This window comes from Paenibacillus sp. B46(2026), assembly GCF_056786355.1.
Map to the genome: position 1 here is coordinate 1191327 of NZ_CM165907.1, position 20096 is coordinate 1211422.

Below are 20096 nucleotides of genomic sequence, written 5' to 3' on the forward strand. Positions count from 1 at the left end.
AGGAGGTGACACCGAACATCATGTTTGTAGATGGATAGGCGAAGGCCTTTTTTTAAACCTCAAAGAAAGCGCTTACTCAAATGGGGAGTCAGATATCCCGTAATCCTTTTTCACACTTCTTCATGTCTAACACACGTTCAACCACACCCACCACATTATACTCACACGGTTCGACTCCACACACGACTGTTCACTCAAGATTCCAGTTATACAACCATTTCTTTTGGAGGTGATACAACAAACTCATCCGAACGTTCTCTTCGTGCTAAGCATCTTAATGACACAGAGGATCAGACATGAGTACAACCCAATCTAACTAAAAGGAAGGTGGAACTTATGAAGACTACATTAAAAACCAAATCGAGAGGCAAGAAGATCCTGCGCAAAGGTGTAAAGCAAATGCTGGCAGCAACGCTGCTCGCGGCGGGGATTTTCCCGGGGATGTCTCCAGGCCTGACTCAGGCGGCTGAAGCACATGTGGATAATCCATTTGTGGGAGCAACCGCTTATCTGAACCAGGATTACTCAGCTCTCGTGGATACGTCCATTGCGCTGACCAACGATACATCGCTGAAGGCCAAGATGGAGACGGTCAAATCGTATCCAACGGCTGTATGGATTGACCGCATTGCTGCGATCTATGGCGGCACAGATAACGCTGGTCGCAAAAGCGTAGAGCAACATCTCGATGCCGTTCTCGCCCAAAAGAAACCGGGTACACCAATAACCGCTTCATTCGTTATCTATAACCTGCCAGGTCGGGATTGTCATGCACTTGCATCCAATGGTGAACTTCCATTAACACAGGCTGCGCTACAGACGTACAAAACGGACTATATTGATGTCATTGCAGATATCTTCGCAGATCCGAAATATCAGGATATTCGTATTGTAGCGATCATTGAGCCGGACAGTCTGCCTAACCTTGTGACCAATCTGAATACTCCGGCCTGTGCACAAGCCAGCTCAACAGGCATCTATGAAGATGGCGTCAAGTATGCACTGGACAAGCTGCATGCCATTCCCAATGTGTATAACTATCTGGATATTGGTCACTCCGGCTGGCTCGGATGGGACAACAACCGTACCGGTGCGATTGCCCTGTATACTGACGTAGTAAATGATACAGCGGCAGGTCTGCAGAGTGCAGATGGTTTTATCACCAACACTGCAAATACGACACCTACCCATGAACCGAATCTGCCTAATCCGGATCTGAATATTGGTGGACAACCGATTCGATCCTCCGATTATTATGAATGGAATCCGTACTTTGACGAGACGGATTTCACTGCAGCACTCTATTCCGGATTTGTACAAGCTGGATGGCCGAGCAGCACAGGCTTCCTGATTGATACCAGCCGTAATGGATGGGGTGGGGTGAACCGTCCAACATCAGCGACAGGAAATAATATCAATGCCTATGTGAATTCTGGCCGGGTCGATAAACGGGATCATCGTGGCAACTGGTGTAACAACAGTGGCGCAGGTATTGGTGAAGCACCTAAGGCTGCACCAGGACCAGCGCATCTGGATGCTTATGTATGGGTGAAACCTCCGGGTGAATCCGATGGCTCCAGCTCCGAAATTCCGAATAACGAAGGCAAAGGTTTCGACCGGATGTGTGATCCAACCTTCACAACTCGGGATGGTGTATTAACAGGTGCATTGCCTAATGCTCCGGTATCGGGTCACTGGTTCCATGATCAATTCGTGGCACTGGTGAAAAACTCATTCCCTGTACTGCCTGCCAGTAACGGTGGAGGCAATCCTCCGGGGGGAACAACAGCTCCGGCAGCACCAGCAGCATTGACGGCTACTGCTGGTAACGCTCAAGTCTCCTTGACGTGGACTGCTTCCACAGGGGCTACAAGTTATAGTGTGAAGCGGGCACTGAGTGCATCAGGTCCATTCACAACGATTGCAGCCAATGTAAGTGGAACGTCTTACAGCAATACTGGTCTGATCAATGGCACAACCTATTATTATGTGGTAACGGCAACGAATGCAGTAGGTGAAAGTGTTAACTCTGCAACAGCTACGGCCACACCCGTTGCAGGTGTAACTGCGCCAGCTGCACCAACAGCTTTAACGGCAACAGCAGGCAATGCACAGGTGAGCCTGACGTGGACCGCTTCTACAGGTGCGACAAGCTATAATGTGAAACGGGCGCTCAGTGCATCCGGTCCGTTCACAACGATCGCGGAGAATGTGAGTGGTACATCTTACACGAACACTTCTCTGACGAACGGCACAACGTATCACTATGTAGTAAGTGCAGTGAATACAGCAGGGCAAAGTGCCAATTCCGCTGTAGCTTCTGCGACACCTCAAAGTGTCGTTGTACCGACCAGTGATCTTGTCCTGCAATACCGTGCCGGAGATACCAATGCTCTGGATAGCCAGATCAAACCGTATTTCAATATCAAAAATCTGGGCAGTACCGCTGTGAACCTGAGTGATCTGAAGATCCGGTATTACTTCTCCAAAGAAGGATCGGCTGCGATGGATTCTGCCATCGATTACGCTCAAGTTGGCGGAGCCAATATCCAGCGTACCTTCACAGACTCGTATGTGGAGCTGAGCTTCACATCTGGTGCTGGCAGCATTCAGGCTGGTGGACAGACTGGAGACATCCAGCTTCGCATGTACAAAACAGATTGGTCCAACTTTGATGAGAGTAATGACTACTCCTTCGATCCAACCAAAACATCCTATCAGGATTGGAACAAGGTAACACTCTACCAAGGTGGAAACCTGATATGGGGCATCGAGCCTTAAAAGGAATCATCGGTGATCTGTAATTAGGTAATTCGGGAGTTAAGATAAGCTACATGCATGTTAACCCGTCAATAGTATGTAAAATACCGCCCTTCTCCGTTGAGGAAAGTGGCGGTATTTACATTGTACAGTCGATAGAACTTTCGCCAAAACATGAATTACTCCCCAAAGAAATTTCTGCATATATGCAAAATTCCCTCGGCGTATGGATAGGGGGCAACGTTGTGGTGATATGATTTTGCCTCGGTCGTTGCATTCTGGAGAAGATATCCATGGGTAACCATCTGAAGCATCTCGATGTCATTTCCACTGTCACCAAAGGCGAATGTATTGGGCAGGAGCACCTGATTGTAATCGATCAGGAATTGCACAGCCGCTTTCTTTCCGGTTCCTGCGGGGATAAAATCGACATCATAGGCATGCTCCGGATCACCCGCCTTGGGATTACATTGATTGATATTGATTCCGATTCCGTGATTGGTAGCCAGATGCCTGATAATATGAATATCATATTGGGTTTTGACTAAAGATTCTGCATAATAATAGTAGTTCATTTTGTAACCGGATTGACCTAATTGAGTCTGTTCGTGGAGAACAATGTTGTATGTTGATTTCAATTCACCAATTAAATCTTCTACATCTCTACGGGAGAATCCGGATTCTCGAATGATCTTCTGCCATGAAGGAATGGTAAGCAATTGTCCGTCATGCCGGACTTCCCATAGATCTGTCCCCAGATTGCTTGCTATAAAATGGGGGAACTGCGTCATACCGGCCGTTTTCATTTTTGCCTGTATTTGCTGAATGCTGCTTCCGGTGACCCAGGCTACTTTTACATGATGATTTCTGGCAAGGTGCTGGATATATCTTTCTAACTCGTATACCCTTCTGAGGTGTTCAGGCGAACATTCATGTGGGTAATACGTTTCGTCAAAATCAAAAAATATCAGATATTCAGTTACAGCCGGGGTATAGGTGACTTCCATTTGTGTTATTCCTCCCTAGAGTTTGTTTTCGATATCATAGTTGCTGGGAACGTTCCCAGGTCAATACTTTTCATATGAGGTGTTTATGTTGCCCACCATATTTGATATTTCACGTGTAAGTGGTCTTTCTAAATCTACGGTATCCCGTGTGTTAAACGACCATCCTCATGTATCCATTGAAAGCAGGCAAAAAGTAAAAGAAGCCATCAAGGAGCTGGGATATGTTCGCAATACACATGGGGTTCAGCTCCGCCTGCAGGCAAGCAATCATATCGGCGTGCTTGTCCCCGATGTGGAGCATCCCTATTTCAGCCAGCTTGTTAGTGCATTAGGTCGTTCCTTAGGCTCCGTGGGGTATCGACTTGTCATCTATCAGACTGAATTATCCCGCGAGTATGAACGTGATGTGTATGCCCGATTGTTACATCGGGAGATGGATGCTGTAATTATTGCGCATTCCCATTTCTCGGAGAGAGAAATTAAAGAATGGTTAGGTTCAGGCATCGGGATCATATGCAACGAAGCGATGGACGGGGAGTTTCTCGATGTCTTTCGAATGGATGAAGAAGATGCGGTTTTTCAAGCGACCTCATATTTGCTGTTGAGAGGACGCCGTCATCTGTTTTTCTGTATGGATTACCTGACACCATTGCAAGAGAAAAGATGGAACGGGTTTCAACGGGCTCACCAACAGTTCGGCCTTCCGTGTGCGAAATCACAATGTTATGCAGGTCTGGTAACTATGGAGGATGGTTATGCCTTGGGTGAACAATTATTTATTTCTGCTCCATTGCCGGATGGAATGATAACGGGTAGTGACTTTGTAGCTACTGGTTTATTGAGAGCAGCAAAGCAAAGGGGAGTATCCGTGCCTCAGGAAATGTCCGTTATCGGGTTTGATAACCATCCTGTCGGATTGATGACTAGCCCGGAGCTGACCACATTAACCAATTGTATTCCCGAAATGGTCAGGGACGTTACGGAATGTCTTACCCGGCGATTGAAGGGGATGCAATCTGCTCCTATAGTGAAAACCTACAAGACTTCGTTGATTATACGCGAGTCTACTTAGAAGAAAGTAAAAGGAAAAGAAGGATGGTGAAATCCTTTAAAGAGTGCGACAGCCCGATGTATGTGAATTGGAAAAGTATACCCCAAGTTAGTTAGTTAGTTAGTATGTGCTAATTAATTCTTTGGCGGGATAACCTCACAAACACTGAATATTAATCGTTTTGGACGGATATTTGCCTATGTCGTTCCAGGCAGGGTAGCTATAATAATACCCGACGGGCAGGATGGGGCTGCTCAGAGTAAAGAGGGCATGAAAGGGGGATGGAGCCGAGAAAGTCTGTTTAGGAAGATTATTCTTTTATATTTTTGTAAGCGCATTCAGTAAAATATGAACATATGGATTACCGAACGTCTAATCATCGATATGTATAAGCGTAACCTATTCTGTCTCAAGGAGAGTGAAGGTGGATGAACTCAGAAACAACAGCGCCGGTACATAAGAGATCGGCTTCAGGTCTGCAATCAGGTCGCAGGAAGGCACGCATACCGCTTGCAGCCAAGGTGCTCTCTTCGGCACTCAGCGTGGCCTTGCTCATTGGGGGAACAGCGGGAATCACCGGAGCAGAAGCTTCGAATGGGAAGGGTGCGCCGGAAGCCAGCCTGCAATCTAGCAAAGGAGGCAGTCACTTGAAAAGTATTCAACTGGAATATCTGGATCGCGGTCTGGTGGCTGCATCAACATCCGAAGGTGTGTTTCTTAGCTGGAGATTGCTTGGCGACGAGGCCACAGGGTACAGCGACAAAGGGCTGACAGGTACGGACTTTACCATCTACCGTGATGGCAAAAAGATCGCTACTGTTACAGATAGCACCAACTATGTAGATGCCGCAGGCAAATCCTCTTCCCGTTATGAAGTGGCAGCGGTGAACAAGAAGGGCAAGGAGGGTAAACGCAGTGCATCCGTCAAACCTTGGGCGAATGGGTATGTGGATATTCCACTGCAAAAACCTGCCGATGGCGTGACGCCTGCCGGAGAAGCCTATACGTATTCCGCCAATGACATGAGCGTGGGTGATGTGGACGGGGATGGCCAATATGAGTTTTTCGTCAAATGGGACCCCTCCAACGCCAAGGACGTATCGCAAAAAGGATACACAGGTAAAACCTATATTGATGCTTACACCTTGGACGGACAATTGTTGTACCGGATCGATCTTGGGGTTAACATCCGTGCGGGTGCTCATTATACACAGATGCTCGTTTACGATTTTGACGGGGATGGCAAGGCTGAGATGATGTTCAAGACCGCTCCGGGCACCAAGATTATCCAATATAACAAAAAAGGAAAAGTGACATCCGAGAAATACATCACGCTTCCCAAGCAGGATCGCAAGGCAGGGTACTCGAACGAAGATGATTATCGGTTGAGTGCTGACGGTTACTTCGACCACGTAGTGGATATGTTCAGAAACTGGCATAAACACGAAGAGGTTGTGAAGGGGAACTGGCCTGCGACATTGGAAGAGGCCTTTGGAATGGAGAAAAAGTACAACTATCCATTATCTCAGCAGGATGCCGAGAGCCTGGCAGACTACTTCATTGATGTGTATGCTGTAGAACGCAGCAACCGAAATGAGCTCCGCAAGTTTGAAGGTTTTATCGTGGATGGACCTGAGTATGTTACGGTATTTGAAGGCAAGTCAGGCAAAGAGCTGGAGACCATTCCGTATGAACCCGAGCGTCATGATGATGGTCTGATGTGGGGCGACTATGCCATGGCACGGATTGAACCGGGCAATCGAGTGGACCGTTTCCTGGCAGGTGTGGCGTATCTGGATGGCAAGAAACCGTCTGCTATCTTTGCACGCGGATATTATACACGTTCGACGATGGTTGCCTACAATTGGGACGGCAAGAAGCTGAAAAAGGAATGGAAAGTGGATAGCGGCTGGACGCCAATGAAGAACCCGTTCAATGATGGGCCACACGGCGTAGATGGTACAGATCCGCAATATGGCTCCATTACTACCCAGGGTGCACACTCGTTCAGTGTGGCGGATGTGGATGGAGATGGCAAACAGGAGATCATCTATGGCTCTGCTACGATTGATCATGATGGCAGCGTGCTGTACAGCTCCTCAGACCTGATGCCTGCCGAGAGTGCTGCACCGGGAACGATTGCCCGTCTGGGTCATGGAGATGCACTTCATGTTGCGGATATCGACCCGGATCGTCCGGGACTGGAGATCTTTATGGTTCATGAAGGGGGTCCGTGGGCTCCTTACGGTTATTCCTTACGGGATGCGAAGACCGGAGAGATCATCTATGGCGGGTACACGGGGAAAGATACCGGACGCGGCATGGTGGGAGATATTGATCCGACTCGTCGTGGACTAGAGACATGGGCTGTAGGCTTGTGGACCGCTACGGGTGAGAAAATCAGTGATCAGATGCCTGGTACGAATATGAACATTCGTTGGGCTGCTGATATGACGACTCAGATCGTAGACGGTGCCATCGACGTCACGCCTACGATCAAGGATTGGAAGCGTGGTACGGTGCTTACCGCAACAGGCACATTAACCAACAATCATACGAAAGGTACGCCTTCTCTCGTGGCTGACATCTTCGGGGATTGGCGAGAAGAGATGCTGGTAAGAACTGCGGACAGTTCGGCTATCCGCATCTATATGAGTACCGAGAAGACAGATCGCAAGCTCTACACGCTCATGCATGATGCGATGTATCGCGTGGGCATTGCGGGACAGAACAGTGGGTACAACCAGCCGTCCTATCCGTCCTTCTACATGGCATCGGATATGGACTGGTCAAAAGTAACGCTGCCGAAGTTCTACACACCGGGTAAAGGTGGAAAGTAAGCAGGCCGGATTAATAATAGCTAGCAATAGCAACACAACATGTGTTCAAGATCAGCCTGTAACGTAAAGCAACGTCGTCAGTTTTAAGAGTTGGTATCGAAGCTTTGAAGCTCTTGAATCCCAATGTGTCTCGGCACATGGAGGTTTCAGAGCTTTTTTTATAGTTTCCATGATTGTAGATCAGAGGTGAACTGAAGCATTCGGGGATGCAATCGAAAAGTTAGGATTGGCTTAGTTTTTCTTAGGGGGCGGTTTATTGGCAAGGAACTATGTATTAAGGGGCGTATCTCGTATATTGCTCTGTTGCCGCGTTCATTCGTTGAATTAATTCCAGTCGAACATGTTCCGGCTCTAGGCAACGCAGGCTACTTCCAAAGCTCATTAATATACCGAAGCCATAATCATCGTCTATAAAGGGGAGGTCCACCTGATATCGCTCATCTCCGAGATCGGTGATATGTTCCATCGTGCAATAATCCAGCATGCGATTCAGAGCGGATGAGTTAATGAGTAGTTTAATTGGAAAAGTTCTGGCACGCATCTGATTGGTAAAATCAGAGAAGGGATGTGGCAAGATACGCTGAGTAAAAGGAGTTTCTTCAACCGTCACCGCATACATTTTGCGTAACTTGAACAGTCTGTAACTCTGTGTTTGAGGCAGATAGGCCTGCACATACCAATAGCTTGCCTTAAACACCAGTCGTTGAGGTTCCACACCTTGAAGCTGCTCGGTTCCTTTGCGATTATAATAAGAAAAAGCTAAAGTGTACATTTTTTCCAAGGCTAATTTGATAGACTGAATAACGGTGTCGGAGTCATCAACGCCCATCCAGGACGTAAAGTCCACCATCATCTGATTTGTTTTCATAGTCATAGCATGAAACTGTTCTTCTGAAACAATGCTTCTCAACTTAACCAATGCATGGGATACTTCCTTACCTGAGAATGTGCTTTGCATTATGCCGAGTCCAGTCAGCATGGCAATCATATCATCTGTAGTAAATAAGCCCTTATTCAGTTTGTACTGCTCCATAATGCGAATGCCACCACCGGCACCAGAGCTTGTTGTAATGGGAATTCCTGCTGCATTAATGGATTCTATATCCCGATAAATGGTGCGCAGAGAAACTTCGAACAATTCGGCGAGATCTTTTCCACGAACCTTGCCACGTTGCAAAAGCAACATCACAATAGCGAGCATGCGTTCCAATTTCATAACTGATCCCTCCTTATTTCTATACGTATGAGAAGAGAGAGGCAATTTGTAACGCCTAAACTGCTGACTGTAAAAACGATAGGTTCATCACTCTTATTTTATAATGACTGACATTAAGCTGTCAGTCATTGCATGTTTTAATGAAGAGGAAGGAAAAGCGATGGGAGGCGTTAAAGATGAAAAAATTGTTTCTGACTTCATCTTTTGAAGAGACAGCGAGCTTGTTTGGTGCATTTGAGGAAGAATTGACGGGGAGAACGGTCACATTTATTCCTACAGCGGCTATTCAAGAGGAATACAATGATTATGTGCAAGCTGGCCGAAAAGCCCTTGAGGAATTGGGATTGGTGGTGGATGAGTTGGAGATATCCACAGTCTCACCTCAAGAAATAGAGAGTACGTTACAGCGAAACGATATGATTTATGTGACGGGTGGGAATACATTTTTTCTACTTCAAGAACTTAAAAAAAGCGGGGCGGACCAACGGATTCGAGCGCACATTCAGGCTGGAAAGATCTACATTGGAGAGTCAGCAGGCTCTATAATCTTATCGCCTCATATTGAATATGTGAAAGAAATGGATGATTCCATGGTGGCCCCGAGCCTTAAAAGTTATGGTGCATTAAATGTCATCGATTTTTATCCGGTCCCGCATCATGGATGCTTTCCGTTTGTTGAATCATCAGAAAAAGTTCTTGCAGAGTATCAGTCAGAGCTACCTCTAGTACCTATTACGAATGCACAAGCTATTGTTGTGGAGGGAGAACAACTCCGGATTGTTGGAGCTTAGCGTATCCTCGATTAAGCTTAGTGAAACGATCATTCAGAATTTCAGATGTTTAACGGATGCAAAGTCTTCGATGGTGTATTTTCCATTCTCATGAATTAATGTGGTGATGGAGCACTCGGGGATAAGTTGGTTCTGCAAAGTTATAAAATCGGAATGCCAGACGTTAAGCTCACGCTCGGTAAAATTTTGTACCAGAAAATCAGTAAAGAGTCCACCATGTGCAACCACAATAATGTTACGGTTCTCCTGCCCTTCATTAGCCAATTCCGTTAGAAGGGAGGCCAGACGTTCACCAGCCTGTTTGGCCGAGTCTCCTACGGGTGGAATGTAATCTGGGTCAGACGTACATCGATCCCACATTGCAATGAATTCTTCGAATGACTGATCCGGGCAATCTCCCCAATTGGCACGTTCACGCAGGCGAGGATCTACGATTATATGGGATTGAGTATGGTGGGCAATCATGCTGGAGGTTTCTTGGGCTCGTCGAAGTGGGCTGGTAAAGATTTTAGTAACGGGAAAGGTAGCTCTGGCAAAATGAAGTGCTGTGGCTTTGGCTTGTAAAGTCCCTTCGGAAGTGAGGGGGACATCCCCGATTCGTCGTTCTTTGAGACCATGTCTCACCAGGTGAAAGGTGGTACTCATGCGTGGAAACCTCCTTAAGTATAGACAGTTTATATAAAACGATTAGATTATATACTAATTATATATTTATCTAATTACAGAATACAACCATCATTTAAGTCAGGACAGTTTATATCCACCCGACAGAATTGTTACAATGGAGAAAAGTGAGGATCGATCGTTGTAGGATGGAGGTATGGATATGATTGTCACGAAGCGCTGGACAGGAAGCCTGTATCAGGAGGGACTACGAACGGAGGACTGTGGGCCGCGTTTCTATGCTTACTATTACAAGCAATGGGACGATTACCGTATGTCCTATCACCAACATGATTCCACGGAGATCATGTACATTATTTCGGGAATGTGCCGGGTAGATGTGCAGATGCCGGATGGGAGCTCGGAGCAGACTATTTTGAAAAAAGGACAGTTCATCATGCTCGACGCAGGTGTCCCGCATCGTTTGCTGGTGGAAGATGGTGTCCCTTGCCGGATGCTCAATGTGGAATTTGGATTCTCAGGCTCGCCTCCCGGACAGTTATCCATCCGTCAGCTCGCGTTGGAAGAGGAAGAAGTCCATACTCTACTCACTAATGCTTCGCCATATCTGGTACTGCCTGATCCGGAAGAGGTGTATCACATTATGAAGAGTCTGGTGCTGGAACTCGATCAGCGGGGTCTGCTGGAGCAAGGAAAAGCGACCACGCCAATGAGGATTATTTCACCAGAGGAAAGGGCGCAACAGCGCGAAGCCCGGAATCTGTCGTCTCCCGAGCAGGGGATGCTGGTGCGTACACTGTTTATCCAGTTACTGGTCCGTGTTGCACGTCTGCGTGGAGAAATGAGCCGGAGTGCGCCAGATCAGGCGGAGCTGTATGTCAAACGAACCATTGAATTCATGCATCACAATATGGATCGAAATATTCAGATGAAGGATATCGCGGCAGCCGTCAATCTGCATCCGGGCTATTTACATCGCATTTTTCGTCAGCACACGCAGCGCACACCTACCGACTACCTGACGATGCTTCGCATGGAGAAGGCCAAGATGCTGCTTCATCAGACGAATATTCCGATTTCGGAGATCTCCGACTATGTTGGAGTAGGCAGTCGTCAGTATTTTCATATGTTATTCAAGAAGACAACAGGCATGACTCCGGTTGAATTTCGCTCCTCTATGGAACGACATGTTAGTCAATACCCAGCGGATGAATGAGTCTCGATTGCAGTTATCTTTTAATATAAATGAGTATTGAATGATTGGATTAGGTTTTAAAAAGTTAGGATTTTTGACAACAAGATCTTGAACAGGTCATGATTTTGATAACGCTTCCCCTTTTGCCGTTGGTACAATGATTTCATGAAGAAAGTCATTAACCGAAGCGAAAGATTCGGATTAGGGGAGGACATAGGCATGTCATTTAAAGTGGCTTTTATCGGGGCAGGAAGTATCGGATTTACACGGGGATTGCTGCGGGATTTGCTCACGGTACCGGAATTTAACAACATCGAGATTGCGTTCTGCGATATTAACCAGCACAATCTGGACATGGTGACTGAGCTATGTCAGCGGGATATCCGTGAGAATGGATTGAATATTCAGATTCAGCCGACAACGGATCGTAAAGAAGCGTTGAAAGATGCGAAGTACGTACTGTGTACGATTCGTGTCGGGGGACTGGAAGCATTTGCAACCGATGTGGATATTCCACTGAAATATGGTGTAGATCAATGTGTCGGCGATACGCTGTGTGCAGGCGGCATTATGTATGGACAACGGGGAATCGCCGAGATGCTGGATATCTGTAAAGATATTCGTGAACAGAGCGCACCGGACGTACTGCTCTTGAACTACTCTAATCCGATGGCGATGCTCACATGGGCATGCAACAAGTACGGCGGAGTGCGGACGATCGGACTGTGTCATGGCGTACAGCATGGTCATCATCAGATTGCGGAAGCTTTTGGCTTGAAAAAGAGTGAAGTGGATATTATCTGTGCCGGCATCAACCATCAGACCTGGTACATTCAGGCGTCTCATGAAGGTAAAGACCTTACAGGTGATCTGCTCGAAGCCTTTGAGAAACATCCGGAGTATAGCCGCACCGAGAAAGTACGGATCGATATGTTACGCCGCTTCGGATACTACAGCACGGAATCGAATGGTCACCTGAGTGAATATGTGCCGTGGTACCGCAAACGTCCGGAAGAGATCAACGAATGGATCGACCTCGGCAACTGGATCAATGGAGAGACGGGTGGATATTTGCGGGTGTGTACCGAGGGGCGCAACTGGTTTGAGACTGATTTTCCAAACTGGATGAAGGATGAACCGATGCAATTCATTCCGGAAAAACGGGGCGAGGAGCACGGTTCGTACATTATTGAAGGGCTGGAGACGGGACGTGTCTATCGTGGACATTTCAATACCGTTAATAATGGAGTAATCTCGAACCTGCCGGACGATGCGATTATTGAGGCACCGGGATATGTGGATCGCAACGGCATCTCCATGCCGCATGTAGGCGATCTGCCACTTGGCCCGGCTGCGGTATGTAATGTGAGTATCTCCGTGCAACGTCTTGCGGTTGAAGCTGCGGTGAATGGAGACGACAAGTTACTTCGTCAGGCGTTCATGATGGACCCGCTCGTAGGTGCCGTGTGTAATCCAAAGGAGATCTGGCAGATGGTCGACGAGATGCTGGTTGCGCAGGCCCAGTGGTTGCCGCAGTATGGGGATGCGATTGCTGCCGCAGAAGCAAGACTTGCTGCAGGTAACTTGATTCCAACGAAGGAATATGAAGGTGCAGCACGTCTCAAGGTGAAAACCGTTGAAGAGATGCAGCAAGATCGCGATGCTGCCAACAAAAATGCGGGTGAATCCGATAAAGGAAAAGATCGCGAGAAAGTGCAGCAGTAGATAAAAGTGAGTAAGGGCTTCTCCAATGGAGGGGCCCTGTTTGTTTTTTATTTTTTTCGACATCGCTGATAACAAAGGCTCCATATTCTTCCAAACGAAAAGCGAGAGAGGAATGTTGCTAATGTTGCTCCTGCGATGCATGTTTACCATGTGACACATATTACCTTTACAGACATAGTAATATATTTTATAGTATACGCAGGATGGAAGAAAGTCGGTGAATTTCGCAGATGGATGTTCAAGTAATTAACAGTGATCTGATTCGGGGCAATATTGACCCCATCATTCTGAGTGTACTTATACCCTCAGATAACTATGGCTACAGCATTATTAAGGAGATCTATAGCAAGAGTGGAGAGCAGTTTGAATTGAAGGAACCTACGCTTTATTCCAGTTTGAAGAGGCTGGAGAAGAGTGGATATGTGGAATCCTACTGGGGGGAAGAAACTCAGGGAGGACGACGCAAATATTACCGGATTACAGTACAAGGTCTTGAAGCATATAGAGAACAGGTTCTCGCTTGGCAAGCAGCCAAGACACTGATTGACTGCATGATTGTATCTGAGGAAAGAGGAGTGGAAGACCTATGAGATTGGAAGTTCGCATTACCCGCCATATCAATCGTTTGTTCGCTCACGCACAAGATACATTGGACAATCGAGAATTAAAAGAAGAGATTCACAGTAATCTCGCTGCGCGGATTGACGACTATATCTCGCAGGGAATGAAGGAGGAAGAGGCATTCCAGACCGCCATTCAGCATATCGCTGGCATGGATCAGGTGATGAGTGACCATCGGAGGGTGCAACGTGCTCCTTACTGGACGGCGTTGTTGCAGTCTACCTTGATATATAGCCTCATCGCCTGGATCATTACCATCCCAATGAGAGTGCTGATGCAAGGCTCCGTCATTAACACTTTGCTCATGGTCGTGAGTCTCATTGTGGGTGGGACCTATGTATTGTATATGTTGACCCATAGGGCGAGCGATCCCGCGATCTCGGAGAAAACTATGGTTATTCGAACCCATGTCTTAATGCAGTGGAATCGTAGAATATGGTGGTTGTGGGCGACATTCGTGATCGTGCTGTGGGGAACGCAGGCAGCGTTGCGATTCGGAAGCAACATCTGGTTTAATCGCCCCATTCAAGTGGATGGACCCTACCAGTTTGCTGTGCTGGCCATTGTTTTTGCCGTCCCCTTATTGAGCATTATTGTTCCTTTGGTGGTGCATCGGGCGTATCGAATCGTTAGCAAGTATGAAGTGAGTGATGCGCTATGAGGATTAGAAATATATGGATTATAGCACTTGTTATGTTGGGAATCATTGGTTTGGTGATTGTTGAGGGCTTCGTTAATCCGAAGATCGAGGCGAAGCAGGCTCAGTACGAGGCAGAGCAGCAGAATCCGTTGACGCATGATTTTGCCGCTTTAGCGAAATATCGCAGTCCCTACATGGGTGATCATTCAAACCTTAGTCATCTGAATCAGGCTTTACCTTTACGTGAAAGATTGAATGGTTACCAGTTGTACCCGGAGACATTCACGGCTCAAGTGAATTACAGCTTGGATACGCGTGAGATGAACGCAGAGGAACTTGGACGGATACTCATATATAATGCAGTTGCGAACTTTGTCATGATTGATAATCTGGAGCAGGTCGTTTACCAGTTTGAGAATACCACTCATACCTTATCCCGTCAGGCTGCTTCGCAATGGGCGGCTACGGAGTTGAAGAAGCTCCAGAACCCGGAGCTATGGAATTCGACTGTACGCGAGAAGCTGGTGGAACCGGCACAAGTGAAAGAGGCTTTTTCACAGATTGTTGACAATTAAGCTGCATGAAATAGAAGGAAATAGGCAAGAGACTCGACTCTTCTCCCATGCTATGTTATTATAAATCTCTGATAACGTGGTAACGAACTAAAGCGTTTGGGTTTTGGTTATAGACATGGAGGGGTTCGAGAGATGAGAAAAAAAGCGATTCTACTATTATTCATTAGTATATGTGTATTGATTGTGGCTGGTTGTTCCAGTTCCGCAAGCAAAGACGATAACACGATTGTTGTAGGGATTGATGATAAGTTTGCTCCAATGGGATTCCGGGATGAGCAGAATGAAATTGTAGGTTTTGATATTGACTACGCAAGAGCGGCTGCAGAGAAAATGGGTAAAGAAGTCACATTTCAGCCGATTGATTGGTCTTCCAAAGAGTCTGAGCTGAACAGTGGCCGGATCGATATGATCTGGAACGGGTACACCATTACGGATGAGCGTAAAGAAAAAGTGCTTTTCACGAAGCCGTATCTGGAAAACAGTCAGGTAGCTATTACATTGGCGGACTCGCCAATCACAAAGTTGGATGAACTGGATGGCAAAAATGTGGGATTGCAGGCGCTGTCCTCAGCGGCAGATGCGTTGGCAGCAAGTCCCCTGAATGATAAAGTGAAGGCTTCTGAGTTCAAGGATAACGTACTTGCCCTGACAGATCTGAAGACGAAACGTCTGGACGCGGTAATTATCGATGAAGTGGTTGCGAGATATTACATGTCCAAGGAAGAGGGAACATTCAAACTGCTGGATGAATTTCTTGCACCGGAACAATATGGCATTGGTATCAAAAAAGGCAACGAAGAGCTCTTGGATCAGCTGCAAAAAGCACTGGATGAGCTCAATGCAGACGGAACAGCAGCTAAAATCTCTACCCAATGGTTGGGTGAAGATAAGGTTTTGAAATAGACAGGTTACACACCTGATATATAGTTAGAAACAAAACGGACCCCGTATTCCACGCTGGAGCGATTCATGCCCCAGAGGAATGCGGGGTTAACAGATTAGAGGAGACAAAATAATGAGTTGGGATTATCTATCGACCATTTTAAAACCTATGCTAGAAGGTGCACAGACCACGATTTTCATGTTCTTGCTAGCGATCGTCTTATCCGTACCGCTTGGATTTGCGGTCACACTGGCGATGAGAAGCCAGATTAAACTGCTGGCGTGGATTGCCCATACCTACGTTTACGTGATGCGAGGGACACCACTGCTGCTTCAAATTCTATTTTTCTGCTTCGGTTTACCGTTGCTTCCGGTAATTGGGGAATATTTGGTGTTTGATCGTTTTGTTGCGGCGGGGATTGCGTTCATCCTGAACTATGCGGCGTACTTCGCCGAAATCTTCAGGGGCGGGCTGCTGTCCATTGATAAAGGGCAACATGAGGCAGCAAAGGTACTTGGATTAACGAAATGGCAGACGATGACCAAAGTCATCATTCCGCAGATGATTCGTGTAGTATTGCCTGCAACGGCCAATGAGTCCATTACGCTCATCAAGGATACGGCACTACTCTATGCCGTCGCTGTACCTGAGCTGTTGTATTACGCCCAAGCGGCGGTGAATCGCGACTTGCAGTTGATCCCTTTCTTCGTGGCAGCGGTGATGTATCTGCTCATGACACTCGTACTCACGTTGTTGTTCAAGGCACTGGAGAAGCGGTTTTCATTTGAATAAATTAAATCTGATCAATCAAAGGACTGTCTGCATATGACACATATAATAGAAGTAAATCAGTTGAGAAAATCATTCGGTACACTTGATGTGCTGAAGCAGGTATCCTTCAACGTGGAACCAGGCGAGGTGATTGCCGTGATCGGGCCTTCGGGTTCGGGGAAAAGTACGATGCTGCGTAGCCTGATTCATCTGGAGGATATTTCGGGCGGAACGATTCGCATTCAGGATCAGACATTGGTCGATAATGGCCGTTACGCGGGTGCTGCGGATATTCGCAAGATGACGGATCGTATGGGTATGGTGTTCCAGCATTTCAACTTGTTCCCGCATCTGACCGTACAAGCTAATCTGGAACTCGCACCGAAGGCTTTGAAAAAAGAAAGCTCAGGCGTCATTCGGTACCGTAGTCTGGAATTACTCGGCAAAGTAGGGCTGTCGGACAAGGCCGATGTCTATCCGGCCAATCTGTCTGGTGGACAGAAACAGCGGGTGGCGATTGCCCGCGCCCTGATGATGCAGCCGGACATTCTCCTGTTCGATGAGCCGACTTCGGCACTCGATCCAGAGCTGACCGGGGAAGTACTACGCGTAATCAAGCAACTTGCACAGGAAAATATGACGATGATGATTGTTACACATGAGATGAGTTTCGCCCGTGATGTTGCGGATCGTGTATTCTTCATGGATAACGGCGAGATCGCAGAGGCAGGTCCACCAGAACAGATCTTTGGCAATCCAAAGCTTGCGCGTACCCGGACATTTTTGCAGCGGGTGGAAGTGGAAGGATAGACAACGGAAAAAGAAACCAAAAAGAGAGATATCCCATCATGACAGTTGGGGTATCTTTTTTTGAATCAAGAGATGATAACGGGAGGATTAATTTATAATAAAAAGATTTTATTTACATATTTATTTATTTTTACAAACGACAAAAACCCCCTTACTTCGACAAAGGAATACTATTAATATGAAGTGTATATCGTGTTGGAAGCTATAAATCGGTATACACCTTATCACGATGAAAGGAGGCTAATATATACATTCCTAAGATAATAATAATGTATTTCCAAGTTATGAAAGCGCTTAACTTATTTCGGCGTACACAAAACATAATCTTTATTTTGGTATATAAGTAACCCACTAGGAAGGGAGATTGATCCGATCATGCAAATTGTGCACAAGTTATGGAACAAGCTGGGGATGATGATGCTCGTTTTTGTTCTTTTGGCCGCCAGCGTGGGCAGTGGAAATGCATTAGGCGCAGCAAGCTCATCGACCACTTCGAATACAACACGAGTATCTGTACACGACCCGTCCATTTATTACGATTCAACCACAAACAAGTACTACATATACGGTTCGCACATGGCTCAGGCCAGCAGCACAGATCTCAGAAACTGGTCATACGAGGGAACACAAGGGTATGCTAACAGCACCTTGTACGCACCATCTACCTTCGAGGGCTACTATTACATTAAAAATAAAAACAGCGGCCTATACCTGGATGTCTCCGGTGGCTCGACTGCCGATGGCACAAGCATTCGTCAGTGGTCCTATAATGGATCGGACGCGCAGAAGTTCAGAATAATGCACTACGGCAACGGGGACTATTATCTTCTGACCGCCAATTCGGCCTACAGCAGCGCTCTTGACGTCAATGGCGGTTCAGCAGCCGACGGTGCCAGTATTGAGCAATGGGCGTATTGGGGCGGAACCATGCAGTTATTTCGAATTCAACAAAACGATGACGGAACGGTTGCATTGTTAACCAAGGCTTCCGGATATAGTAGTGCGTTGGATGTGGCGGACGGCAGCACGACAGCCGGTGCCAGTGTGCAGCAATGGAATTACTGGGGTGGAGATATGCAGAAGTGGGAACTGGTCAAAGCAGGCGGCACCGGCAATGCATCCCGAAGTTCGGGGGCTGCGCTGACATCGGCTCTGGCGGTATCCTATGCGTGGGCCGGTTATAACGATCAGGATAGCTCAGGCGGTCATGCCGTTTGGGCGCCGGCATCGCCGATCTACAATGCTGCATATACATGGGCGGACGGTTCCAAGGGTGCCTACATGTTGTATTACTCCACATCGTCCACCTATATTCGCTCAGCCATCGGTTTCGGCATATCCAAATCCGTTAAGGGGCCTTACGAATACATTGATACGATCGTCTACTCGGGATTCACAAGCGGAAGCAATCCGATCACGACCACGTCTTCGCTTGGAACAAAAACCGTGAACACGTGGGTTCAGAATACCAACATTCCCGAGTTAATCGACAAAGGGAATCTGTCCGGCACACGGAGCGGCTGGTTCTTGAACAATGGTGGATTTAATAATACACTTTTCCCAAACGCGATCGATCCTACCTTGACCTACGACAGCTCTGGCAAACTGTGGATGAGTTATGGATCCTGGTCAGGGGGGATTTATATCCTTCAAATCAATCCAGACACAGGCCAGCCGATATATCCGGGATCGGATAGTGGTAATACGGACCGTTACTTTGGCAAGCGCATTGCAGGAGGTTATGGGAAAACGGGAGAAGCTCCCTATATCGTGTATGACAAGGATGCAGGTTATTACTATCTGTATGTAACGTACGGCTGGCTGTCCAGTGAAGGCGGTTATCATCTTCGCATCTATCGTTCCACCACGATTGATGGAACATATACCGATGCCACCGGAAATCAGGCTGTATATGAATCTGCTTCGGTTAATCAGTCAACTCGGGGCGTGAAGTTGTTCGGCAACTATGCGCTGCCCGGTATACCGCTTGGTTACAAATCTGGAGGGCACAACTCCGCATTTGTTGACACGGATGGGGCGAGGTATCTGATCTACCATACCCGATTCAATAACGGAACGGAGTATCATGAGGTTCGTGCACATCAGCAATTCCTGAACGTCGACAAATGGCCGGTGACAGCAGTGTACGAATTTTTGGGAAGCAAAATTTCTTCTACTGGGTATAGTGCAACCGATATGACGGGAACGTACCAATTCGTTAATATGGGGCTGGATGCGTCCACCAGCAACGTAGGTATGATTCCCACGCAAAGTGTAACACTGAATGCTAACGGAACGATATCTGGTGCGGTAACCGGTACATGGTCGAATACTGCCGGTACGTATTACTGCACGATGGTCATTAATGGTGTGACGTACAAAGGTATATTCTTCAAACAGAAGAATGAGTTATCTAGCCATAACGAAGTGATGACCTTCTCACTGATCGGTTCCAACAATCAATCGATCTGGGGTTCCAAATAGGAACATGTGATCAGGTGATACAAGCACTAAATCGTGTGACATAGAGGTTGGAAGCCAGGAAACGGTGCAACCCGATTACATGATGTAAATAGAAAAAAACAAA

The 20096-nt window shown here is 47.0% G+C and carries 16 protein-coding genes; 13 read left to right on the forward strand and 3 right to left on the reverse strand.

Going from position 1 to position 20096, the window contains the following annotated elements:
- Positions 1 to 336 precede the first annotated feature (336 nt).
- Positions 337 to 2781, forward strand: a complete 2445-nt coding sequence (locus AC1S8V_RS05425; protein ID WP_482072756.1) for a glycoside hydrolase family 6 protein — start codon at positions 337 to 339, stop codon at positions 2779 to 2781.
- A gap of 158 nt (positions 2782 to 2939) precedes the next feature.
- Here the strand turns inward: AC1S8V_RS05425 and AC1S8V_RS05430 are convergent, their stop codons facing one another.
- Complete coding sequence (locus AC1S8V_RS05430) at positions 2940 to 3767, reverse strand: HAD-IIB family hydrolase (protein WP_482072757.1); 828 nt, start codon at positions 3765 to 3767, stop codon at positions 2940 to 2942.
- A gap of 85 nt (positions 3768 to 3852) precedes the next feature.
- Here AC1S8V_RS05430 and AC1S8V_RS05435 point away from each other — a divergent pair, with 85 nt between their 5' ends.
- Both AC1S8V_RS05435 and AC1S8V_RS05440 read left to right on the forward strand, forming a co-directional pair.
- Entirely contained in the window at positions 3853 to 4839 is a 987-nt protein-coding gene (locus tag AC1S8V_RS05435) for a LacI family DNA-binding transcriptional regulator (RefSeq protein WP_482072758.1), read from the forward strand.
- A gap of 407 nt (positions 4840 to 5246) precedes the next feature.
- Complete coding sequence (locus AC1S8V_RS05440; protein ID WP_482072759.1) at positions 5247 to 7658, forward strand: rhamnogalacturonan lyase; 2412 nt, start codon at positions 5247 to 5249, stop codon at positions 7656 to 7658.
- Between the two features lie 274 nt (positions 7659 to 7932).
- On the opposite strand, the gene AC1S8V_RS05445 is transcribed toward AC1S8V_RS05440, so the two are convergent.
- Entirely contained in the window at positions 7933 to 8874 is a 942-nt protein-coding gene (locus AC1S8V_RS05445) for a helix-turn-helix transcriptional regulator (protein ID WP_482072760.1), read from the reverse strand.
- A 176-nt stretch (positions 8875 to 9050) separates the two neighbouring features.
- Here AC1S8V_RS05445 and AC1S8V_RS05450 point away from each other — a divergent pair, with 176 nt between their 5' ends.
- A complete protein-coding gene (locus tag AC1S8V_RS05450) occupies positions 9051 to 9665 on the forward strand; it encodes a Type 1 glutamine amidotransferase-like domain-containing protein (protein WP_482072761.1) in 615 nt (204 codons plus the stop codon).
- A gap of 33 nt (positions 9666 to 9698) precedes the next feature.
- Here the strand turns inward: AC1S8V_RS05450 and AC1S8V_RS05455 are convergent, their stop codons facing one another.
- On the reverse strand, positions 9699 to 10310 hold the full coding sequence (locus AC1S8V_RS05455; protein ID WP_482072762.1) for a histidine phosphatase family protein: 612 nt from the start codon (positions 10308 to 10310) through the stop codon (positions 9699 to 9701).
- A 181-nt stretch (positions 10311 to 10491) separates the two neighbouring features.
- On the opposite strand from AC1S8V_RS05455, the gene AC1S8V_RS05460 reads away from it, so the two are divergent.
- The 9 genes from AC1S8V_RS05460 (at position 10492) to AC1S8V_RS05500 (ending at position 19993) form a co-directional block, all read left to right on the forward strand.
- Positions 10492 to 11505, forward strand: coding sequence for an AraC family transcriptional regulator (locus AC1S8V_RS05460; RefSeq protein ID WP_482072763.1), 1014 nt, complete (start codon positions 10492 to 10494; stop codon positions 11503 to 11505).
- 198 nt (positions 11506 to 11703) lie between these two features.
- The gene (melA, locus tag AC1S8V_RS05465; protein ID WP_482072764.1) at positions 11704 to 13209 is read left to right on the forward strand and encodes an alpha-galactosidase; all 1506 of its coding nucleotides are present in this window, start codon (positions 11704 to 11706) and stop codon (positions 13207 to 13209) included.
- A gap of 230 nt (positions 13210 to 13439) precedes the next feature.
- Positions 13440 to 13799, forward strand: a complete 360-nt coding sequence (locus AC1S8V_RS05470) for a PadR family transcriptional regulator (RefSeq protein ID WP_482072765.1) — start codon at positions 13440 to 13442, stop codon at positions 13797 to 13799.
- Entirely contained in the window at positions 13796 to 14491 is a 696-nt protein-coding gene (locus tag AC1S8V_RS05475; protein ID WP_482072766.1) for a permease prefix domain 1-containing protein, read from the forward strand. Before AC1S8V_RS05470 ends, AC1S8V_RS05475 begins: the two co-directional genes overlap by 4 nt.
- Before the next feature lie 32 nt (positions 14492 to 14523).
- Positions 14524 to 15045, forward strand: coding sequence for a DUF4825 domain-containing protein (locus tag AC1S8V_RS05480; protein WP_482072767.1), 522 nt, complete (start codon positions 14524 to 14526; stop codon positions 15043 to 15045).
- A 132-nt stretch (positions 15046 to 15177) separates the two neighbouring features.
- Positions 15178 to 15948 carry an amino acid ABC transporter substrate-binding protein gene (locus tag AC1S8V_RS05485; RefSeq protein ID WP_482072768.1) on the forward strand — a complete coding sequence of 257 codons (771 nt, stop codon included), beginning with the start codon at positions 15178 to 15180 and terminating at the stop codon, positions 15946 to 15948.
- Between the two features lie 112 nt (positions 15949 to 16060).
- Positions 16061 to 16720 carry an amino acid ABC transporter permease gene (locus tag AC1S8V_RS05490; protein WP_482072769.1) on the forward strand — a complete coding sequence of 220 codons (660 nt, stop codon included), beginning with the start codon at positions 16061 to 16063 and terminating at the stop codon, positions 16718 to 16720.
- Positions 16721 to 16753: 33 nt separating this feature from the next.
- A complete protein-coding gene (locus AC1S8V_RS05495) occupies positions 16754 to 17509 on the forward strand; it encodes an amino acid ABC transporter ATP-binding protein (RefSeq protein ID WP_482072770.1) in 756 nt (251 codons plus the stop codon).
- Positions 17510 to 17884: 375 nt separating this feature from the next.
- On the forward strand, positions 17885 to 19993 hold the full coding sequence (locus AC1S8V_RS05500; protein WP_482072771.1) for an RICIN domain-containing protein: 2109 nt from the start codon (positions 17885 to 17887) through the stop codon (positions 19991 to 19993).
- Positions 19994 to 20096: the final 103 nt, after the last annotated feature.